Origin of the sequence: Actinokineospora sp., assembly GCF_050699995.1 — a bacterium.
Lineage (GTDB): Bacteria > Actinomycetota > Actinomycetes > Mycobacteriales > Pseudonocardiaceae > Actinokineospora.
Window position 1 is genome coordinate 1 of the sequence record NZ_JBOHGC010000685.1, and the last position, 18,095, is coordinate 18,095.

The 18,095-nt window shown below is 67.8% G+C and carries 19 protein-coding genes and 1 pseudogene; 12 read left to right on the forward strand and 8 right to left on the reverse strand.

All coding sequences use genetic code 11. The features are described 5' to 3' along the window. The 3 genes and pseudogenes from ACRDSQ_RS33770 to ACRDSQ_RS33780 form a co-directional block, all read right to left on the reverse strand. Positions 1-650: pseudogene (locus tag ACRDSQ_RS33770) on the reverse strand (hypothetical protein); the annotation flags it as partial. A 197-nt stretch (positions 651-847) separates the two neighbouring features. Next, positions 848-1,648, reverse strand: coding sequence for a hypothetical protein (locus ACRDSQ_RS33775; protein WP_431426845.1), 801 nt, complete (start codon positions 1,646-1,648; stop codon positions 848-850). 203 nt (positions 1,649-1,851) lie between these two features. Beyond that, positions 1,852-4,095 (reverse strand): hypothetical protein, encoded by a 2,244-nt coding sequence (locus ACRDSQ_RS33780; protein WP_431426847.1) that lies wholly within the window; start codon positions 4,093-4,095, stop codon positions 1,852-1,854. 61 nt (positions 4,096-4,156) lie between these two features. Between ACRDSQ_RS33780 and ACRDSQ_RS33785 the strand changes: the two genes are divergently transcribed. The 3 genes from ACRDSQ_RS33785 to ACRDSQ_RS33795 are packed head-to-tail and all read left to right on the forward strand — an operon-like array spanning position 4,157 to position 7,142. Beyond that, positions 4,157-5,317 carry an AI-2E family transporter gene (locus ACRDSQ_RS33785; RefSeq protein WP_431426848.1) on the forward strand — a complete coding sequence of 387 codons (1,161 nt, stop codon included), beginning with the start codon at positions 4,157-4,159 and terminating at the stop codon, positions 5,315-5,317. Next, positions 5,314-6,486, forward strand: a complete 1,173-nt coding sequence (gene macS / locus ACRDSQ_RS33790) for a MacS family sensor histidine kinase (RefSeq protein WP_431426850.1) — start codon at positions 5,314-5,316, stop codon at positions 6,484-6,486. Before ACRDSQ_RS33785 ends, macS begins: the two co-directional genes overlap by 4 nt. 20 nt (positions 6,487-6,506) lie before the next feature. After that, positions 6,507-7,142, forward strand: a complete 636-nt coding sequence (locus tag ACRDSQ_RS33795) for a response regulator (RefSeq protein ID WP_407642669.1) — start codon at positions 6,507-6,509, stop codon at positions 7,140-7,142. On the opposite strand, the gene ACRDSQ_RS33800 is transcribed toward ACRDSQ_RS33795, so the two are convergent. From ACRDSQ_RS33800 to ACRDSQ_RS33815, 4 genes are read right to left on the reverse strand one after another with little or no spacing between them, the layout of a single operon-like run. After that, the gene (locus ACRDSQ_RS33800) at positions 7,143-8,315 is read right to left on the reverse strand and encodes a methyltransferase domain-containing protein (RefSeq protein WP_431426852.1); all 1,173 of its coding nucleotides are present in this window, start codon (positions 8,313-8,315) and stop codon (positions 7,143-7,145) included. It lies immediately after the preceding gene. Then, a complete protein-coding gene (tgmB, locus tag ACRDSQ_RS33805) occupies positions 8,312-9,283 on the reverse strand; it encodes an ATP-grasp ribosomal peptide maturase (protein ID WP_431426854.1) in 972 nt (323 codons plus the stop codon). The genes ACRDSQ_RS33800 and tgmB overlap by 4 nt, the downstream gene beginning before the upstream one ends. After that, the gene (locus ACRDSQ_RS33810; protein ID WP_431426856.1) at positions 9,280-9,528 is read right to left on the reverse strand and encodes a hypothetical protein; all 249 of its coding nucleotides are present in this window, start codon (positions 9,526-9,528) and stop codon (positions 9,280-9,282) included. The genes tgmB and ACRDSQ_RS33810 overlap by 4 nt, the downstream gene beginning before the upstream one ends. Next, positions 9,528-9,755 (reverse strand): hypothetical protein, encoded by a 228-nt coding sequence (locus tag ACRDSQ_RS33815; RefSeq protein ID WP_431426857.1) that lies wholly within the window; start codon positions 9,753-9,755, stop codon positions 9,528-9,530. The genes ACRDSQ_RS33810 and ACRDSQ_RS33815 overlap by 1 nt, the downstream gene beginning before the upstream one ends. A 155-nt stretch (positions 9,756-9,910) precedes the next feature. Here ACRDSQ_RS33815 and ACRDSQ_RS33820 point away from each other — a divergent pair, with 155 nt between their 5' ends. The 9 genes from ACRDSQ_RS33820 to ACRDSQ_RS33860 all read left to right on the forward strand — a co-directional run bounded on the left by ACRDSQ_RS33820 (position 9,911) and on the right by ACRDSQ_RS33860 (position 17,092). Next, positions 9,911-10,732: a helix-turn-helix domain-containing protein gene (locus ACRDSQ_RS33820; RefSeq protein ID WP_431426859.1), complete on the forward strand. Its 822-nt coding sequence runs from the start codon at positions 9,911-9,913 to the stop codon at positions 10,730-10,732. Between the two features lie 6 nt (positions 10,733-10,738). Then, positions 10,739-10,927 carry a DUF397 domain-containing protein gene (locus ACRDSQ_RS33825; protein ID WP_431426861.1) on the forward strand — a complete coding sequence of 63 codons (189 nt, stop codon included), beginning with the start codon at positions 10,739-10,741 and terminating at the stop codon, positions 10,925-10,927. Between the two features lie 26 nt (positions 10,928-10,953). Beyond that, entirely contained in the window at positions 10,954-11,568 is a 615-nt protein-coding gene (locus ACRDSQ_RS33830) for a DUF1707 SHOCT-like domain-containing protein (RefSeq protein WP_431426862.1), read from the forward strand. Positions 11,569-11,680: 112 nt separating this feature from the next. Continuing rightward, positions 11,681-12,709: an L-threonine 3-dehydrogenase gene (gene tdh, locus ACRDSQ_RS33835; RefSeq protein WP_431426863.1), complete on the forward strand. Its 1,029-nt coding sequence runs from the start codon at positions 11,681-11,683 to the stop codon at positions 12,707-12,709. After that, the gene (locus ACRDSQ_RS33840; protein WP_431426864.1) at positions 12,709-13,893 is read left to right on the forward strand and encodes a glycine C-acetyltransferase; all 1,185 of its coding nucleotides are present in this window, start codon (positions 12,709-12,711) and stop codon (positions 13,891-13,893) included. The genes tdh and ACRDSQ_RS33840 overlap by 1 nt, the downstream gene beginning before the upstream one ends. 57 nt (positions 13,894-13,950) lie before the next feature. Beyond that, positions 13,951-15,066 (forward strand): helix-turn-helix domain-containing protein, encoded by a 1,116-nt coding sequence (locus ACRDSQ_RS33845; protein ID WP_431426866.1) that lies wholly within the window; start codon positions 13,951-13,953, stop codon positions 15,064-15,066. Positions 15,067-15,071: 5 nt separating this feature from the next. Beyond that, a complete protein-coding gene (locus ACRDSQ_RS33850; protein WP_431426867.1) occupies positions 15,072-15,605 on the forward strand; it encodes a hypothetical protein in 534 nt (177 codons plus the stop codon). Beyond that, entirely contained in the window at positions 15,602-16,498 is an 897-nt protein-coding gene (locus ACRDSQ_RS33855; RefSeq protein ID WP_431426868.1) for a LysR family transcriptional regulator, read from the forward strand. Before ACRDSQ_RS33850 ends, ACRDSQ_RS33855 begins: the two co-directional genes overlap by 4 nt. A 9-nt stretch (positions 16,499-16,507) precedes the next feature. Further along, entirely contained in the window at positions 16,508-17,092 is a 585-nt protein-coding gene (locus tag ACRDSQ_RS33860) for a TetR/AcrR family transcriptional regulator (RefSeq protein WP_431426870.1), read from the forward strand. Here ACRDSQ_RS33860 and ACRDSQ_RS33865 read toward each other — a convergent pair. After that, entirely contained in the window at positions 17,086-17,955 is an 870-nt protein-coding gene (locus ACRDSQ_RS33865; RefSeq protein WP_431426871.1) for a hypothetical protein, read from the reverse strand. The genes ACRDSQ_RS33860 and ACRDSQ_RS33865 overlap by 7 nt on opposite strands. Positions 17,956-18,095 lie beyond the last annotated feature (140 nt).

The following is an 18,095-nucleotide window of genomic DNA, read 5'->3' on the forward strand; positions in this document are numbered from 1 at the left end:
GTCGTCGGCAGCCCCGTCGTCGGCAGCCCCGTCGTCGGCAGCCCCGTCGTCGGCAGCCCCGTCGTCGGCAGCCCCGTCCTGGGCATTCCGCCGGTGGGCAGGCCCTCGGTGGGCAGACCCGCCGTCGGCAGACCCGTGGTGGGCAGCACCGTGGACAGAGCATCGGTGACGCTCTTGCTGCTCGGCAGGCCGCCCGTGGCGGGCAGCGCCTCGGACAGGGCGTCCGTCGTGGGCAGTCCACCGTTGGTGGGCAGCGCGTCGGTCAGCTTGTCCGCGGCGGGCAGCGCCTCGGTGGACAGCGGGGACAGACCGTCGGTGCTGGTGAGCGCCGGGGGCACGGCACCGACCGTGGGCAGATCGGACTTCAGGCCACTCGTGGGCAGGGCAGGCGCGGCGCCGCGGGTGACACCGGCCAGATCGCGCGGCGAAACCGTGAAGTCGTGGTTCACGCCACCCAGGTTGTGCTGCCCGAACGGGGTGCCCAGAGCGTTGTTGTCGATCTTGATCGGCACGCTGACCGAGCCGTCCAGTGCGGACGGCGGAAGGTCGGGGTTGAAGCTCTCGTCGGCGGAGGCGATGCCGGTACCCAGCATCAGCATTCCACCTGTGACCAGCGCGGTCTGGAATCCGCGCTTCGCCCAGATATGCATCTGGTGTTCTCCTTCTCGGTTTCCCATTGCTGGGGCTAAATGCGGGTGACCGGACGCGAAACCGCGTCGGGGCAGCGGCCACCTGCGTTAAGGGGTGCGGGAACTAACCCGCGGGGGGTGAAGGCACGACCTGGGCATGCCGATCTACGCGCATGAACCCAGCGAAGCGGCTAGTGGCTTCGCGGTCGCGCGGGAATTCAGTCGGGAGTGACGCCGGGCTGCTGGCCGACGGTGACGGGAACGTGGACCTGGGCCGAGCGCGAAGCATCGGCGGTGTTCAGGTCAGTGCCCGACGGAACCGAGGAGAGCAAGCCGAAACTCGGCGCGTCCACGGAGTTGGCTCCGGAGTGTCCGGTGCCAACGGGGGCGGGGATGCTCAGCGGCGCCAGCGGACTGGTGCCGCGGGGCATGACCGGAGCCTCGTCGGAGGTCTCCGGCGAACCTCGCCTGTTCATGCCGTCGGCGAGAGCGCGTTCAAGTGCGCCCGCAACGGCGTTCTGGTCGATCGCACCAGGCCGCACCCCGACAAGAGTGGTGGCCTTGGCGACCGGCACACCGGCGACGGGCGCGGTGACGGCGGAACCGTCAGGCGCGTCGACGCCGGGATCGGTCACTCCGGGGATCTCGACATCGTCCACGTCGTCGATCGCGTCGACCGGGAGCGATGCCGCCTTCTCGAAGTGCTCGGTGATCTTGTGGCCGAACTCGTCGAAGGCTTCCTTCGCGTGTTCGCCGAAGTTCGGGTCAGACTCGCCGATGATCCGGCCGATGCTGCCGGTGAGGTCAGAGACCACCGGGAGTTCCATGGGCGCGGGGGCGGACTGAGTGCCTTCGGACGGGAACACGGGGAAGTCGAATGACGTGTCCGCGGTGGCGGAGGCCGATGAGATGGCCCAGGCCGCCGCGGTCGTGGCGACAGCGCCGCCGAGGACCATGAGCGAACGGGAGAGCACGCGCCGCATTGCTGCGGTCGTCTTCTCCGTCTTCACTCGGTCCACGTGCGGGTACCTGTCACTTTCCGATGTTGGCCGCACGGCGATCACCGCGCACCGCAGACATTGGCACCCCTGGGGCTCGTTATGCACGTGTGACACAGGAGGCCCACCTGATCGTGTGACGAACACAGAGTGTCTCCACAGATCACGATCAGTAGTGACGCAGGTCAGGTGCTTGCCCTTGGGGAACTGTCCACACCTGTGGGTTAACCGCGTTTGAGCACGCGGGTCGCCCCGGCCGCCGCCGTCGTGGCCAGGATCCAGCCGACGGCGATCAACGCGCCCGCGATCCACTGCGACGCCCCGACCATCCGCCACTTGTTGTCCTGGCCCAGGTCGACGATGGGAAGCAGCAGGTCGGTGGCCAGCAGCGGCGGGTTCCAGACCGGGTTGACGTCTGCGTCGAGCTTCTCCATCACATGGGTGCTGAACCAGAGCAGCCCCAGCAGCCAGAACAGCAGCAGCCACACCATCGCCAGCCAGGGCCGGTAGCCGTAGCCGACCGTCCACTCCTGGAGCCTGCCCCACATCCGCCCGGCGACGTTGAGCTCGGCGTAGCGCCTGCGCTGGCGTTCGAGCTGGACCAGCTGCGCCCGCTCCTCGTCGCCCCCGCCCGCGTAGACGGCGGCGAGCTGTTCATAAGGTCCCGGCGCGAAGTCCGGTTGGACCGCGCGAAGCCACGCGAGGCGGGTGCCGACCGAGACCTCCGGGTGCGAGGTGATGGCGGTGAAGCTGAAGTCCTCGAGATCCACGCCACCACGGGCGGCCCACAGTCCGGGTCCGTCTATGACCGACACGATGGACGCGCGCGTGAGCACCACTTGCCCGCGCGGGGGACGGCGCGGCGGGAAGGCGAGGACGAGTTCCTGCGCGGTCAGACCGTAGGCGGACAGCACCTTGTCGGTGGCCGGGTGTCTCGGGTGCGTGCGGCCGCCGAGCCGGGCGCCGCTGAAGGTCGCCATCTTCCCGACCTCGACCAGCCGCACCCGCACGCCGCCGATCGCCAGGAAGCCGAAGCTGCAGAGCAGGTCCTTGCCGATGGTGGCGACACGGGCGTCCAGCGACGGCTTCACCGTCCCGTTGGGGCGCAGGCGCGGCTTGATGAGCCGGGCGCCGGAACAGTCGAGGCTGGACCCGATGTGCGCGTTCTGCAGCCGCACCGATCCGCTGATCCGGACTTTGCGCAGGAACAAGGTGCCGCCGACCCGCAGCCGGTCCGCGAAGAGCACGTCGATCGCGGGCCCGCACAGGCGCGCGCGGGACAGGCTGGCGCTGCCGTGCACGTGCGCGTCGACGAGCCGGACCTGGCCGTAGGTGCGCAGGGCGGTTCGCTGGTCGCCGTCGGAGTCGATCTTGCCGTTGACCGCGCCGCGGCACTCGACGTCGCCGAACACCTCGACGCCGTCGCCGATCAGGGCGACGGGCACCCGCTCGACGGCGGTGCCAGAGGCGAACGCGGCGGCCAGCCGGGCGACGACATCGCGGCGGCCGATGGTCGCGCCCGATAAGAGGAGGTGTCCGCCGATGCGGGCGCCGCGCAGCCCGACCGCGCCCGCGGCGGTGAACCCGGCGTCGAGCTTGACGTCGCCGTCGACCCGCAGCCGGTCGGCGTCGAGGACGGTGTGGTCCTCGGCCGTGCCGTGCGGCAGGACGAGCACGTGGCTCTCGCCCGCGGCGCCGTCGTGCAGGTGCGCGCCGGAGAACACCGCGTCGCCGCCGATGCGGGCGCCGGAGAGCAGGACGGTGCCGGTGGCGTCGAAGCGGCCGCCGCCGGTGTCGCACATCAGGTTGCCCTCGACCGCCATGCCGGTGGCCTCGAGCACAGGTCCGTCCGGGTTCGCCATCCGCGCGCCGGTCAGGTGGACGCTGCCGCCGATGTTCGCACCGCGCAGCCGGACCTCGCCGAACGCGCGGGCGGCCACGCCCTGGATGGAGCCGGACACCCGCAGCCGGGCGCCGAGCAGGGCGGCGCCGCTCGGGTTGCGCAGGACCGCGCCCGCGAGGCGCAGGGTGCCTTCGATCGTCGCGTCGGTGAGGTCGAGCACACCGGTGCAGGTGAAGCCCGGTTCGAGGACAAGGTCGCTGCCGACGCGCAGGTTGCGTGCCTTGACCCCGGGCACCCGGCAGTTGGGCATCGTCAGGCCGACCAGCCGGGCCATCCGCAGGATCGGCGGCCGCTCGAACGCGCAGCGGCGCAGCGCGATGACGTGATCGATGGTCCGGCCCTCGATGTCGAAGGAGCCGGTCACGGTGGCGTTGTCCAGGCGAAGGGCGGGCATCGCCCCGGCTCCGAGCGGGTAGGCCCCCGTCAGCAGGGCCGCGAGCACCGGGCCGCGCACCTGCCTGCCCCCGAGGTCGAGCCGGGTGCCGGTGGTGAACGCCGACTGGACCTCGCGCTCGGTGTCGGTCAGCGACGAAAGCGCCACGTACTGGGTCCCGGCTTCGATCACAGCGCCATCACATCAGACAGAGTGGTCGCCGAGGAGCCATTCGCCGGATACGGTGATCGCGATGACCAGAACCCGCGCCGCCGCGCCACAGGACGTCACCACGCTGGTACCGAAGGGTCTCCGGGTCAGCGCCGCGCTGGCCTGGCGCTTCCTGATGATCATCGGTGCGCTCTACGTGATCATCTGGCTGCTGGGCTACTTCGCCCACGTGGTCATCCCGGTCGCGATCGCCCTGCTGCTCGCGGCGCTGATGGCGCCCGGCGTCGGCAAGCTCGTGCAGTGGCGGGTGCCCCGGGGGCTGGCCGCGGCCATCGCCATGGTCGGTGGGATCGCCGTCGTGGGCGGCGTGCTGACCTTCGTGATCATCCAGTTCAGCAACGGCCTGCCGCAGCTGCAGGCGCAGGTCGCCGACAGCCTCGACACGATCCGCGAGTGGCTGGCGAACGGCCCGCTGCACCTGCGCCAGGACCAGATCCAGACGTTCCTCGACAACGCGATCACCGCGATCAAGGACAACCAGTCGGCGATCACCTCCGGCGCGATCACCACAGCCGCCACGATCGGCGAGGTCCTCACCGGGCTGCTGCTGACCCTGTTCATCCTCATCTTCTTCCTCTACGACGGCGAAGGCATGTGGCGCTTCGTCACCCGTGCGGCCCCCGCTCGCGTGCGCGCGCGGGTCGATGTCGCCGGTAGGCGCGGGTTCTCGTCGCTGGTCAGCTACGTGCGCGCGACCGCGGCGGTGGCGATCTTCGACGCCGTGGGCATCGGCATCGGCCTGGCGATCATCGGTGTGCCGCTCGCCGTGCCGCTGGCCGCGCTGGTCTTCCTGACCGCGTTCATCCCGATCATCGGTGCGCTGATCGCCGGGACGGTGGCCGTCCTCGTCGCCTTGGTGGCGAACGGGTTCGTCGCGGCGCTGATCGTGCTGGCCGTCGTGGTGGCCATCATGCAGATCGAGAGCCACATCCTGCAGCCATGGCTGCTCGGCCGGGCGGTCAAGCTGCACCCGTTGGCCGTGGTCCTGGCGATCGCCGTCGGCTTGATCGCCGCGGGCATCGCGGGCGCGCTGCTGGCGGTGCCGCTGCTGGCGGTGCTCAACGCGGGCATCCGGTCCCTGATCAGCGAGCAGGACCCGGAGCCGGAGTCGGTCGACGTGTTCGACGACACCGGTTCGGTGCCGAACCTCAAGGACGACGAACCGGAGCCCAGCAAGCCATGACCGGCAGGGTGCGGCTGCCCGGCGACCGGTATCGCGGCCCCGTCACGAAGGACCCCGCTGCGCCGCTGTGGCTCTCGGCGGTGTTGTTGCGGATCATCACGCTGGTCTTCGCGGCCGGGGTGGTGGTGAATCACCAGGACGAGTACGCGAACGCCGGGCTGGGGTATGCCACCGTCGGCGGGATGGCGCTCTGGACGGCCATCACGTCGGTCTATTACCTGCGTGACACGAACAAGGCCGTCTGGTTCATCTTCCTGGACCTGCTGCTGTGTGTGGTCGCGATGGCGATGTCGCGGTTCGTGCTGACCCACGAGCAGCTGACCGTGCTTGCGGTGCCACTGGTGCCGACGATCTGGGTGACGGCCGTCGTGGCGGTCGGCGCGGTCCGCGCGGGCCTGTCCGGCGGGACCCTGTTCGGGCTGGTCGTGGCGATGGCGAACTACGCCGTGCGCGGCTATGTCGACACGGACCTGACCCGCGACATGGTGCTGCTGGTGGCAATCGGCGGAGTGCTCGGGCTGGCGGCGACCACGTCGCGGCAGTCGGCGGAGCGGCTGGCGAAGGCGCTGCGGGTCGAAGCGGCGACGGCCGAGCGCGAGCGGCTGGCCCGCACGATCCACGACAGCGTGCTGCAGGTGCTGGCCAGGGTCCGCAAGCGCGGGCGCGAGGTCGGCGGCGAGGCGGCGGAGCTGGCCGAGGAAGCGGGCAGGCAGGAGGTCGCGCTGCGGGCCCTGGTCTCGGCCGCGCCGCTGGAGTCCGCCGAGGACGGGACCGCGGATCTGCGTCCCCGCCTGCAGGTCTTGGCGACCGACCGGTTCCAGGTGTCGGTCCCGCCGACCGCGGTGACCATGCCCGCGTCGGCCGCGGGTGAACTCGCCTACCTGGTCCGGGAGGCACTGGAGAACGTCGACCGGCACGCAGGCCCGGGCGCGCGGGCCTGGGTGCTGCTGGAAGACCTCGGCGACGAGGTGGTCCTGAGCATCCGCGACGACGGCGTGGGCATCCCCGCGGGCCGCATCTCGGCCGCCGAGCACGAGGGGCGTTTGGGTATCGCCCGGTCGATTCGCGGTCGGGTCAGCGACCTCGGTGGCACCATCACCCTGGAGACCGCGCCCGACTCGGGCACGGAGTGGGAGATTCGAGTCCCGGCGAGAAGGGCCACACGGTGACGGAACAGCCGATCTCGATCATGGTGGTCGACGACCACCCCATCTGGCGGGACGGTGTGGCGCGCGACCTGGCCGAACGCGGGTTCGAGGTCCGCGCGACCGCCGGCGACGCCGCCTCGGCGGTGCGCATCGCGCGAACCGTGCGCCCGGACGTGGTGCTGATGGACCTCAACCTCGGCGAGGAATCCGGGGTGGAGGCCACCCGCAAGATCACCGGCGAGCTGACCGGCACCCGGGTGCTGGTCCTGTCGGCCAGCGGCGAGCACAACGACGTGCTGGAGGCGGTCAAGGCGGGCGCGTCGGGCTACCTGGTGAAGTCCGCTTCGGCGGAGGAACTGGTGGCGGCGGTCCGGCGGACGTGGGCCGGTGACGCGGTCTTCAACGCGGGGCTGGCGGGCCTGGTGCTCGGCGAGTACCGGCGGATGGCGTCGGGCCCGGAGGAGAGCGGCGCGCCGAAGCTGACCGACCGGGAGACCGAGGTGCTGCGGCTGGTCGCGAAAGGGCTGACCGCCCGGCAGATCGCCGACCGGCTGGTCTTGTCGCACCGGACGGTGGAGAACCACGTGCAGTCGACGCTGCGGAAGCTGCAGCTGCACAACCGGGTGGAACTGGCCCGGTACGCGATCGAGCACGGGCTTGACGGAGAGCCGGACTAGTCACACCAGCGGCAAGGGCCAGCGGTAGCCGCCGTCGGGAGAGTCCAGCCAGACGAACCGTGCGGACTTGGACGCGGTGACGCCGTATCGATCGAGCGCGGGATTTCCCAGGTCGCGGCGTAGCGCGGCGGTCGCCTCGACCGTGTCCCAGATCCTGCGTGAGCCGTACTGGACCACTGGCCGACGCCCGTCCGCTTCCAGCATTCCTACTTCCGCCCGCGAACCGTCGGATGTCAGCAGTGTCGCGGTGTCGCCGATGGCATAGAACGACTCCGCTCCGCTCAGCTGCAACTGCAGGAGGAACCGGAAGTCGTCGTCACCGATCAGGTCAGCGGGGTTGAGCGCGGTGCGACCATGGAAGACCAGCGAACCTCGGTGGCTCGGCGGTGACTGGTGAGGTCGAAGCGGATTGTCGACCGACGGCCGAGACCACATGAAGTGGCCTTCCAGCGGAGCGAAGCGTCCGGTCAGCTCGGACGACCCCTCGGATCGAGCCAGAACACACACAGCTCCGGTCGACAGCTCGCCGCGAAGGTTGGCGACAACCTTGCCATTCTCCGCGAGTTGGTCGATCCAGGCCGCCGGGATGTCGGCGACGGCGGCGGTCGCGATGATCCGGTCGTACGGACCGTGATCAGCCACGCCGAGTGCCCCATCACCAACCACGAGAGCAGGCCGGCAACCGAGGGAAGATAGGCGATGGCGCGCTAGATCCACCAAGGTCGGATCCAGTTCCACGCTGACCACGCTGTCAGATCCCACCCGGTGGCAAAGCAATGCCGCGTTGTACCCCGTGCCGGTACCGATCTCCAGGATCCGGTGACGATCGCGAACGTCGAGCATCTCCAACATCCTGGCCATCAGTCCGGGACCGGTCGATGAACTCGTCGGGATGAGGAACGGCAGTCCGTCGACGGTGGTCAGACCATCTGGATGCGGTTTGCTTTGGGTGGTCAAGGGCTTGTCGGAATAGGCCTCGGCAAGCCACTCGGCCTGATCGACGTCGTCGGCTGCGTACTCGGGACCATCGGTCCCAAGGCGAAAACGCGGCACAAACAAGTGTCGCGGCGTCGCTGAGAATGCCTCGATCCACCGCGCGTCGCTGAGATCGCCTGCTTGGGCGAGACGCGCGGCGAGCGAGCGAGCGAGCGCCACCCAGTCGTGATCTGTCATCCGAGCCGACCTCCGATAAGCACATCGGCGAACGCCGCCGCGATGGGCAGTTCGGTTTTGCGCTCCAGCCACAACCATTGACCTGCCGGATTGCACTCCAAGAACACCCACTCACCGGTCGGCTTCACGACGAAGTCGAAGGCGCCGTAGGAGAGCCCGAGAGTACCGAGATACTTGGACATGCCGCTGAGGACGAGTTCGGGAACTTCGGTCGGCGCATAGGTCAGCGCGTCGTAGTCGGATCGCCAGTCGACGCGAGCAGCATCGCTGGTGGCGTCGATGGCGACCGCGAACGCCGTCCCACCCACCATGGTCACGCGGACCTCGTAGTCCTTCGGCACCCATGCCTGGAAGAGATGCGTGGTCACGGCGACCGCGTCCGGATCGATCGTCATAGGGTCGACCACAGTCGTGAACGTGATTCGAACGTCGCCATCCTCCGAATGCGCGATCGGCGAGAGTGCCTTGCACACGATCGGCCCGATCAGCGCGGACGCGAACTCGATCACCGCGCGGTGATCATTGGTGATCAGGGTCGCAGGCGTGGCGAGCCCACACCGAGCCGCGACCGTCAGTTGTAGGGGCTTGTATTCGGCCGAAGCGACACACATCGGATTGTTCACCCACAACACGTCCATCGTGGCAAGCACACCACCCAACCCGAGGCGAGCCTCCTCGCTCGCGAAGACCCGGTCCGCGTCCGACAAGTCGCCGGGAAACGCGAACCTTGTCGGCCTGCGGTAATAGATCGATCGCACGGCTGCCAGGTCCACTCGCTGGTGGTCGGCCGCCAGGTCGCCGCGCCACGAGTCTCCGTCTACCTCGGTGCGAACCGTCATCGCGGTGGGAAAGTCGCCAAGATCCATCCGGACGACCGGAATGGATCGTTGGGAAAGTTCCGCCACCACGGCATCTGCGGTCGAGTCATCGGCCGAACTGAGCACCAGAACGGTTGTTTGGTCGGTCATGTGTCGGTGACCACGATCGTCACCGCGTCGGTCTCCATCTTCCCGTCGCTGGACCGCTGGGTCTGTTTGACCTCGTTGTCTCGCGTTCCCGTTGTCTCGTCACCAGCCCGGTTGACCGGCACGACCGCGAGCGTCGCCGCGAACGGACGGATACCTCGGTGAACGTGTGCCAGCGGCACGTACCCACCAGCAGCGGACTGCGGCAGCAGAGCGGCGGCGGGAAAGATCGGATCAGGCGTGCGCATCAGTTTCGTCCTTCGTCGGTTGCTTCAAGGTCCGTGATCGCCTGGGCGGTCGTGGCGGCGATCTTGGTCAGGAGGTCGCGGTCGAGGGTGAGCGCGAACTCGCTCTTGTGTCCGAAGTGGAGGGTGGCGTTGTCGTTGACCGCGCAGATCTCGTAGCGCACTTCGACGTCGTCGCGGATCTCCACCCAGGATTCCACCGACACGCCGGGCCGATCGTAAAGTCCCACGATTTCGCCACCTCCAGTTCTATCGTGCATGAGCCCGACTGTCACCGTAACAAGAATAGGGCGACAGTCGGGCTTGTGTAGGTCATCTGATCGGGTGAATGTGAGGATCGATCATGGGCATCGCTCGCCCTACATTCGAGCGCAGGCAGCTCGGCTTGGCGCTGCGCCGCCTGCGGGACAACGCGGGCAAGACCCAGCAGCAGGCGGCCGAAGCGGTAGGCAAGGTACGAACTCGGATCGTTCAGCTGGAAGACGGCACAGCGACGGCGAGCCAAGAGGATCTGGCGACGCTGCTGGACTTCTACGGCATCACTGGTGACGAGCGGCGGACGGTTCTGGAACTCGGGGCCCATGCCCGCACTCGGCAGAAGAAGCGCGTGCACGTCGACCATCTGCCGGACTCCTACCAGCGGTTCGCGGATCTGGAGGCGAGCGCTTCGGAGATCGACTGCTTCGAGACCGGCATCATCCCCGGTCTGCTCCAGTCCGAGTCCTATCTGCGGGCCATCCTCGCTGAAAGCGAGGGCGTGTGGTGGGAGCAGGAAGCGGTCGAAGGCCGGGACCGTTTGATGTTCCGCGAGCAACGCCAGCACCGAATCCTCGAATCCGGTGATCGGCGCATCCTGCGGTTTGTCGTCACCGAGGACACTCTGCGCGCGAATCTCGGTGAGCCGGACATCATGCGTGACCAACTTCGTCACCTGGTCGCACTTCTCCGCAGCCATCGTGATCTCACGATTCGGGTGCTGCGCAACGATGTCCCGGGCAATCCGTCACGCGGGCGAGGATTCTGGATCTTCGGCTTCGGCGATCGGGCAACTCCGGTCGGATTCACGGAGTCCCCACCGGGGCCGTCCACCTACTACGATGAAGACGCTGTCACCGCTGCGATGCGTCGGGCGTTCTACCGGATCTGGGAACTCGCGCTGAGCAGGCAGGAGTCACGGCGGTTGATGGAAAGCATCCTTAAGGAGTAAGTCAGCATGGCCTCCCCGACTCGGGACACCGGATGGTTCAAGAGCTCCCGCAGCTCCCCGAATGGTGAGGCCTGTGTCGAGGTGCGACTGATGGCCACCGGCGTCGGTGTGCGGGACTCCAAGAACGTCGAGGGGCCGGCGCTGGCACTGCCCCCGGCCTCCTGGGCGGGGTTCCTGGCAATCACGTCACGGTAGGGCGTTTCGCGCCTATCTTGGGTGGTGTGACCACCCCGATCAGTCCCCGCGAACTTCGAGTCTCCGACGCCGAGCGCTCCCACGTGGTCGACGTGCTGCAGAAGGCCATCGGGCACGGCCTGCTCAGCCTCGACGAGTTCACCGCCCGCACCGACGTCGCGCTGGCCGCGCGCACCCGGGCCGAGCTCAACACCGTCCTGGTCGATCTTCCCGGCCTGGTCCACCCGGAGTCCGGTGTCGCGCCGGTCAAGCCGGTGGAGTTCCGGGCGACGATGTCGGCGCTCAAGCGCGAGGGCGAGTGGGTCGTGCCGCGCGACATGGTCATCCGCAGCCAGATGGGGTCGACCGTCCTGGACTTCTCCGACGCGGTCATCTCGTTTCCGGAGATCCGCATCGAGGTCGACGTGGCGGCGGGTTCGGTGGAGCTGCTGATGCCGGAGCGCTCGTCGGTCGACGCCTCGGCGGTCACCGTGGAACTTGGCAGCAAGACCGACAAGGCCAGTGGCGCGCGCACGGGCGGGCCGCACTTCGTGGTGACCGGGTCCGTGCGCGCGGGATCGCTGACCATCCGGCGGCCGACGTACGTGCGGATCGGGTCGCTGACCATCCGCCGACCGTGGAGGATCAGCTGGGACGCGTAGGCTCTGCTGTGAAGCTCTGCTGACAAAGCAGTTCAGAAAGTCCCGATGGACTTCACAGCGGCACGGCAGCAGACTCCGCGCGGGGAGCACAACCCGCACCATCGGAGGAACCTTGAAGGCTCTGGTCAAAGTCGCCCCGGGCCCCGGTCTGGAGCTCGTCGACGTCCCGGACCCCAAGCCCGGGCCGGGCGACATCCTGCTGCGCGTGCTGCGCACCGGCATCTGCGGCACGGACCTGCACATCGACACCTGGGACGAGTGGGCGGCGAAGACGATCAAGGCGCCGCTGACGCTCGGACATGAGTTCGTCGGCGAGGTCGTCGAGATCGGCGCCGCGGTCACCAAGGTCAAGGTGGGCGACCTGGTCAGCGGCGAGGGACACCTCGTCTGCGGCACGTGCCGCAACTGCCGGGCGGGCCGCCGTCACCTGTGCGCCAACACCATCGGCCTCGGCGTGCACACCAACGGCGCGTTCGCCGAGTACGCGGTGCTGCCCGAGTCGAACGCGTGGGTGCACAACCACCAGATCGACCTCGACGTCGCCGCGATCTTCGACCCGTTCGGCAACGCCGTGCACACCGCGCTGTCGTTCCCCGTCCTCGGTGAGGATGTGCTGATCACCGGCGCCGGACCGATCGGGTTGATGGCCGCCGCGGTCGCCAAGCACGCGGGCGCCCGGCACGTGGTGATCACCGACATCAGCGAGGCCCGGCTGGAGCTGGCCCGCAAGATCGGTGTCAACGTCGCGCTCGACGTCAGCTCCACCCCGGTCTCCGCGGTCTACGGCGAGCTGAACATGACCGAGGGCTTCGACGTGGGCATGGAGATGTCCGGCCAGCCCTCGGCGCTGCGCGAGATGATCGGCAACATGACCCACGGCGGTCGGATCGCGATGCTCGGGCTGCCCGCCAAGGAGATCGCGATCGACTGGAGTGCGGTCGTGCTGAAGATGCTGACGATCAAGGGCATCTACGGCCGCGAGATGTTCGAGACCTGGTACGCGATGTCGGTCCTGCTGCAGGCCGGTCTCGACCTGAGCCCGGTGATCACCCACCGGTTCCACCACACCGAACACAAGGCCGCGTTCGACACCGCCCGCGGCGGCAAGTGCGGCAAGGTCATCATGGATTGGGAGAGCTGATGTTCGGCGCTATGCGCGAAGACCTGCGGGCGGGACTCGACGAGATCCGGGCGGCCGGGCTCTACAAGGCGGAGCGGGTGATCACCACCCCGCAGCAGGCGTCGGTGCGGGTCGACTCCTCCGAGCCGGTGCTGAACTTCTGCGCCAACAACTACCTCGGCCTCGCCGACCACCCCACGCTGGTCAAGTCCGCGCAGGACGCGCTGGACGAGTGGGGCTTCGGGATGGCGTCGGTGCGGTTCATCTGCGGGACGCAGGCGCCGCACAAGGCGTTGGAGGCGCGGCTGTCGCAGTTCCTCGGCACCGAGGACACCATCCTCTACAGCTCCTGCTTCGACGCCAACGGCGGTCTGTTCGAGACCCTGCTGAATGACCAGGACGTGGTCATCTCCGACGAGCTGAACCACGCGTCGATCATCGACGGCATCCGCCTGTGCAAGGCCGGACGCGCGCGGTACCGCAACCGCGACATGGCCGACCTGGAAGCCAAGCTCAAGGAAGCCGCAGGCGCGCGCTACCGGCTCATCGCCACCGACGGTGTGTTCTCCATGGACGGCTACCTCGCGCCGCTCGACGAGATCGTCGCCCTCGCGGAGAAGTACGACGCGCTGGTCATGGTCGACGACTCACACGCCGTCGGCTTCATGGGCGAGACCGGACGCGGCACACCGGAGCACTTCGGCGTCGGCGACCGCATCGACATCTACACCGGCACGCTCGGCAAAGCCCTCGGCGGCGCCAGCGGCGGTTACGTCTCCGGGCACGCCGAGATCATCGAGATGCTGCGGCAGCGGTCGCGCCCGTACCTGTTCTCCAACTCGCTGGCCCCGTCGATCACCGCCGCCGCGCTGGCCACGCTCGATCTGCTCGACTCCTCCGCCGACCTCCTGGTCCGCCTTCGCGAGAACAGCGCCCTGTTCCGCGCGCGCATGACCGAGGCGGGCTTCGACCTGCTGCCCGGTGAGCACCCGATCATCCCGGTGATGATCGGCGACGCCGCGAAGGCGGGCCGGATGGCGGATCTGCTGCTTGACCAGGGCGTCTACGTGATCGGGTTCTCCTACCCGGTCGTGCCGCACGGCAAGGCCCGCATCCGCACCCAGATGTCGGCGGCGCACTCGACCGACGACGTCAACCGCGCGGTCGACGCGTTCATCGCCGCACGGGAGAAGATGGACGAGTAGTCCCACCAAGGAGCGCCCCCATGGCCAACATCAACCCGTTGTTCTAAAATCGCACACATGCTGGCACTGGACAGCGCGGCGATGGGCAGCCGGATCTCGGATGCGCGTAACCGCCAGGGGATGACTCAAGCCGAACTGGCTACGGAGATCGACATCGATCGTTCCGCTCTCGCCAAGATCGAGAGCGGAACGCGTCGAGTCTCCGCGCTTGAACTCGCCCGGATCGCAAGCACGCTGGGCGAACGCATCGAGTGGTTCGTCACGGATGCGCCTGCCGCGATTGTCTCGCACCGCAACGCGCAGGCCCCCGGCACTCCAGACGCGGCAATCGATCGGATGATCGAACAGATCGCTCGGAATGTTGAGTTTGTGATCGAACAGGATCAATCCCTGCAGCTTGAAAACCAGGAGGGCCGCGACCGGCCGCGTTCGAACGAGTCAATAGAAGAACAGGCGCACAGCGTTCGAGGCCGGCTAGGACTAGAGGCGAGCGAGCCGTTCTCCGACATGTCTCGACGAGTGAACAGTCTCGGCCTGTTGACCTTCGTCTTCGACCTCGGACAGGAGGCAGCGGATGCCGCATCGCTCCTGCTGTCGAACGGCGGAGTCGCTCTCGTCAACGGTCATCTGCAAGTCGGCCGACGTCGGCTCGCCCTTGCACACGAAGTCGGCCACTACGTGTTCGCGGACGAGTATTCCGTCGACTGGCGGATCGATGATCGAGACGACGACGCCTGGGAAGGACGACTCGACAGATTCGCGCGCGCTTTGCTTCTGCCCTCAAGGGCGGTTGTGGACCGATGGAATGAACTGACGTCCCACGATGGAAACGTACGTGCCGCCGCCGTGAAGATAGCGAGCGAGTTTCAGGTCGACATGTCAACCCTATCTCGCCGGTTGAGCGAGCTGGGTGTGGTCAACAGCGATAGAGCAGGTTTCATTCGCTCGGTCCGCACGACACGAGCAGACATTGTCGATTTCAATCTCGTGCCACGCGACGAACTGCGCCCAATCTGTCTGCCAAAGCGCTACGAGGCCGCAGTCCTTCGCCTTTTCCGAAGTGAAACAGTGTCGCCCGCACGCGCCATGGAACTCCTCTTCGACAGTTGGGAAGTAGACGATCTTCCAGAGTTGCCCAAGCTTCCACAGAACGCGATCTGGAACTTCGTCTGATACCCATGACCAAGCCGTACGTATTCGATACTGGTCCACTGATTCATCTCGCACGAGCACAATGGCTCGGACCGCTCAAAGCTGTGATTGGTGACAGCTCCGCGCTGATACCAGATGTTGTGGTAAACGAGCTGGAAGAGGCGGCGCGCCGAGACCATCGCATTCAGGCCGTGCTGGATGCCGAATGGATCGAGCACAGAGAACTGCGTACACCAGAAGAAATCGAAGCGTTCACCAAATTTGCGGGGTTACTCGTGCGCGGCCACCGAAATGCGGGCGAGGCAGGCGCGTTGGCACTTGCCAGCACCGTTGGTGGTGTCGTAGTGGTTGACGACGGCGCTGGTCGAAAAGCGGCAGACCGAAATCGGATCGAATACTGCCCCACGTTGCGACTGCTGTGCATGGCCATTCGATCGGGTTTGCTGACCATACCTCTGGTTTCCGCTCTCGCCGATGACCTTCTGATCAGCAATTATCGGCTGCCGTTCGCACCGGGCGGCTTCGCGAAATGGGCGCTGGAAGACGAGTTGGTGACGTGATCGATCCCCGGCGGCTGCGGGTGCTGCGCGCACTGGCCGACCACGGCACCGTGACCGCCGCGGGCCAGGCGCTGCACCTGACGCCGTCGGCGGTCTCGCAGCAGCTCGCCGCGCTGGAGTCCGAGGTCGGGCAGGACCTGCTGCACCGCAAGGGGCGGCGGGTCTGGCTGACCGCCGCCGGTGAGCTGCTCGTCGAACACGCCACCGCGGTGATCGCCGAGCTGGACCGCGCCGAGGCACGCCTGGCCGCCTACGCCGCCGGGGAGACCGGGCGGGTTCGGGTCGCCGCGTTCGCCTCGGCGATCACCCAGGTCGTGGCCCCGGCGATCGTCGCGCTGCGGGCCTCGGCGCCGGGGGTGAGCGTGGTCGTGCACGACGCCGAGCGCAGCCTGCCGATGCTGCTCGACGGCGAGATCGACATCGCGGTCACCGTGGAGTACTGGGCCAGCGCGAACGAGGACGACCAGCGCATCGTCCGTACCCCGCTCTACGCCGAGCCGTTCGACGCTGTGCTGCCGCCCGGCCACCGGCTGACCGACCGGGCCGAGGTCAACCTGTCCGACCTCGCCGCCGACGACTGGGTCGCGCCGCTGCCGGGCAATCCGTGCCGTGACGTGCTGGTCGTGGCGTGCGAGGGGGTCGGCTTCACCCCGCGGATCACCCACACCTCGGACGACTTCCACGCGGAGGCCGCGCTGGTCGCGGCGGGCGGCGGGGTCGCCCTGATCCCGCGGACGGCCTTGGCCGGGGTCGAGCCCGCCCGCGTCCGGCCGATCGCGGTCGACCCGCCGACGCGCCGGGTGTTCGCCGCGGTGCGCCGGGGGCGCGAAGACCACCCACTGATCCTGGCCGTGCAGTCGGCGTTGGGAGAAGCAGTTACTCAGTCGTGTTAATATTTACTCATGCAGGTAACAGTCACTGAGGTCGCCCGCCGCAAGCAGATCATCGAAGCCGCGATCGACGTCATCGCCGAGCTCGGCTATGCGAAGACGTCCTTCGCGCGAATCGTGGAGCGCGCCGGTCTGAGCAGCACGCGGCTGATCTCATACCACTTCGCCGACAAGAACGATCTGATGATGGCCGTCCTGATCAGCTCCGTGGGCACCTTGGACGAGCTCCTCGAAACCCGGCTCGAAGGCCAGACCGGGCGCGCGGAGATGCTGCGGGCCTACATCGACGTCCGCGTCGAACTGCTGCGCACCCACGCCAAGCACCTGCGCGCGATCACCGAGGTCGCCGATAACCACCGCGCCGACGACGGCTCGGCGATGTTCGCGCCACTGCTGACCGACTTCCGCGTCGGCCGGATGGAACGGCAGCTGCGACAAGGTCAGCGCGAAGGCGTGTTCGCCGAGTTCGACCCGGCGGTCGTGGCCAACACAATCTCGTCGGCCATCGAGGGCGCGGCCCGCTCCGGGCTGCCCCTCGATGGTTACGGCCGCGAGCTGGCCGACCTGTTCGACCGCGCCACCCGCGCCGCTCAGTAGCGCGGCGGGAACTGCTGCTGGGGGTAGGCCTGCGGCGGGTACTGCTGCTGTCCCATCGGATAACCCTGCTGGGGCTGGGCGTACCCGCCCGACGGCTGGCCCTGGTACGGCTGGGCGAACTGCGGCTGCGCCGGCATCTTCGGCTGCTGCGCGGACAGCATCGGCGGCGCGGGCGTCCCGTACTTCTGCCACACGTGCTGCGGAAAGAGGCTGACCAGGTACCTCAGCTGCTCCAGCTTCTGCATGATCTCCTGAGTGGTGTTGCGGGTGAAGCCGTTCTCCTCGTGGTAGACGAGGTCCGCGCCGACGATCGTCCAGCCTTCGAGCTTCGCGTCGATGATGAAGTCGACCACCTGAGGAGTCAGCAGTTCCGCGACGAGTTGCGGGTTCTGGCCTTGGACCAGGTACCCCCGGTTGAGATCCCGGTAGGCGATGGGAATCTGCCCCTGATCGGGGTTCATGAAGAGAGCGCGCCTGGCGACCTCCACATAGGACATGGTGGCCGGGAGCCGAACCGCCCACACGGTCTCGACCTTGTTCTCGTCCGAGTAGATGATCGAGCCCCGGACGGTGACCCGGACCCTGCGCTGGTAGTCGAAGGCGGTGAAAGCCAGGCCGTTCAACGTTCCGCGGATCACCCCGAAGGCCACCCGGCGATCACCCTGCAAGGTGAACGGCGAGATCCGGCCCCACTGGTTCAGCAGTTCCGGCGCGTAAGGCGCGAACTGCCAGCCCTGGCTCGCGGCGAGCTGACCACGCTCGCCGTTCTTGAAGTTCTGGCGCTGTTTGAGGAACGTCCGCGGCAGCAACAGCGTGATGATGTTCATCGAGCCGAGAACGACGACGATCACGACGATAAACAACCAAACCATGACAACTGAGGTTTCGCACTTTTCGCGGTGACACGGTTGGTTGATCTTTGTGTGACACGGGGCGATGGTGGCGATCATTGCCGGAGATGGGGGAAGCATCGGCGTTCTTCACAACCGCCCGTTGTCCGGGA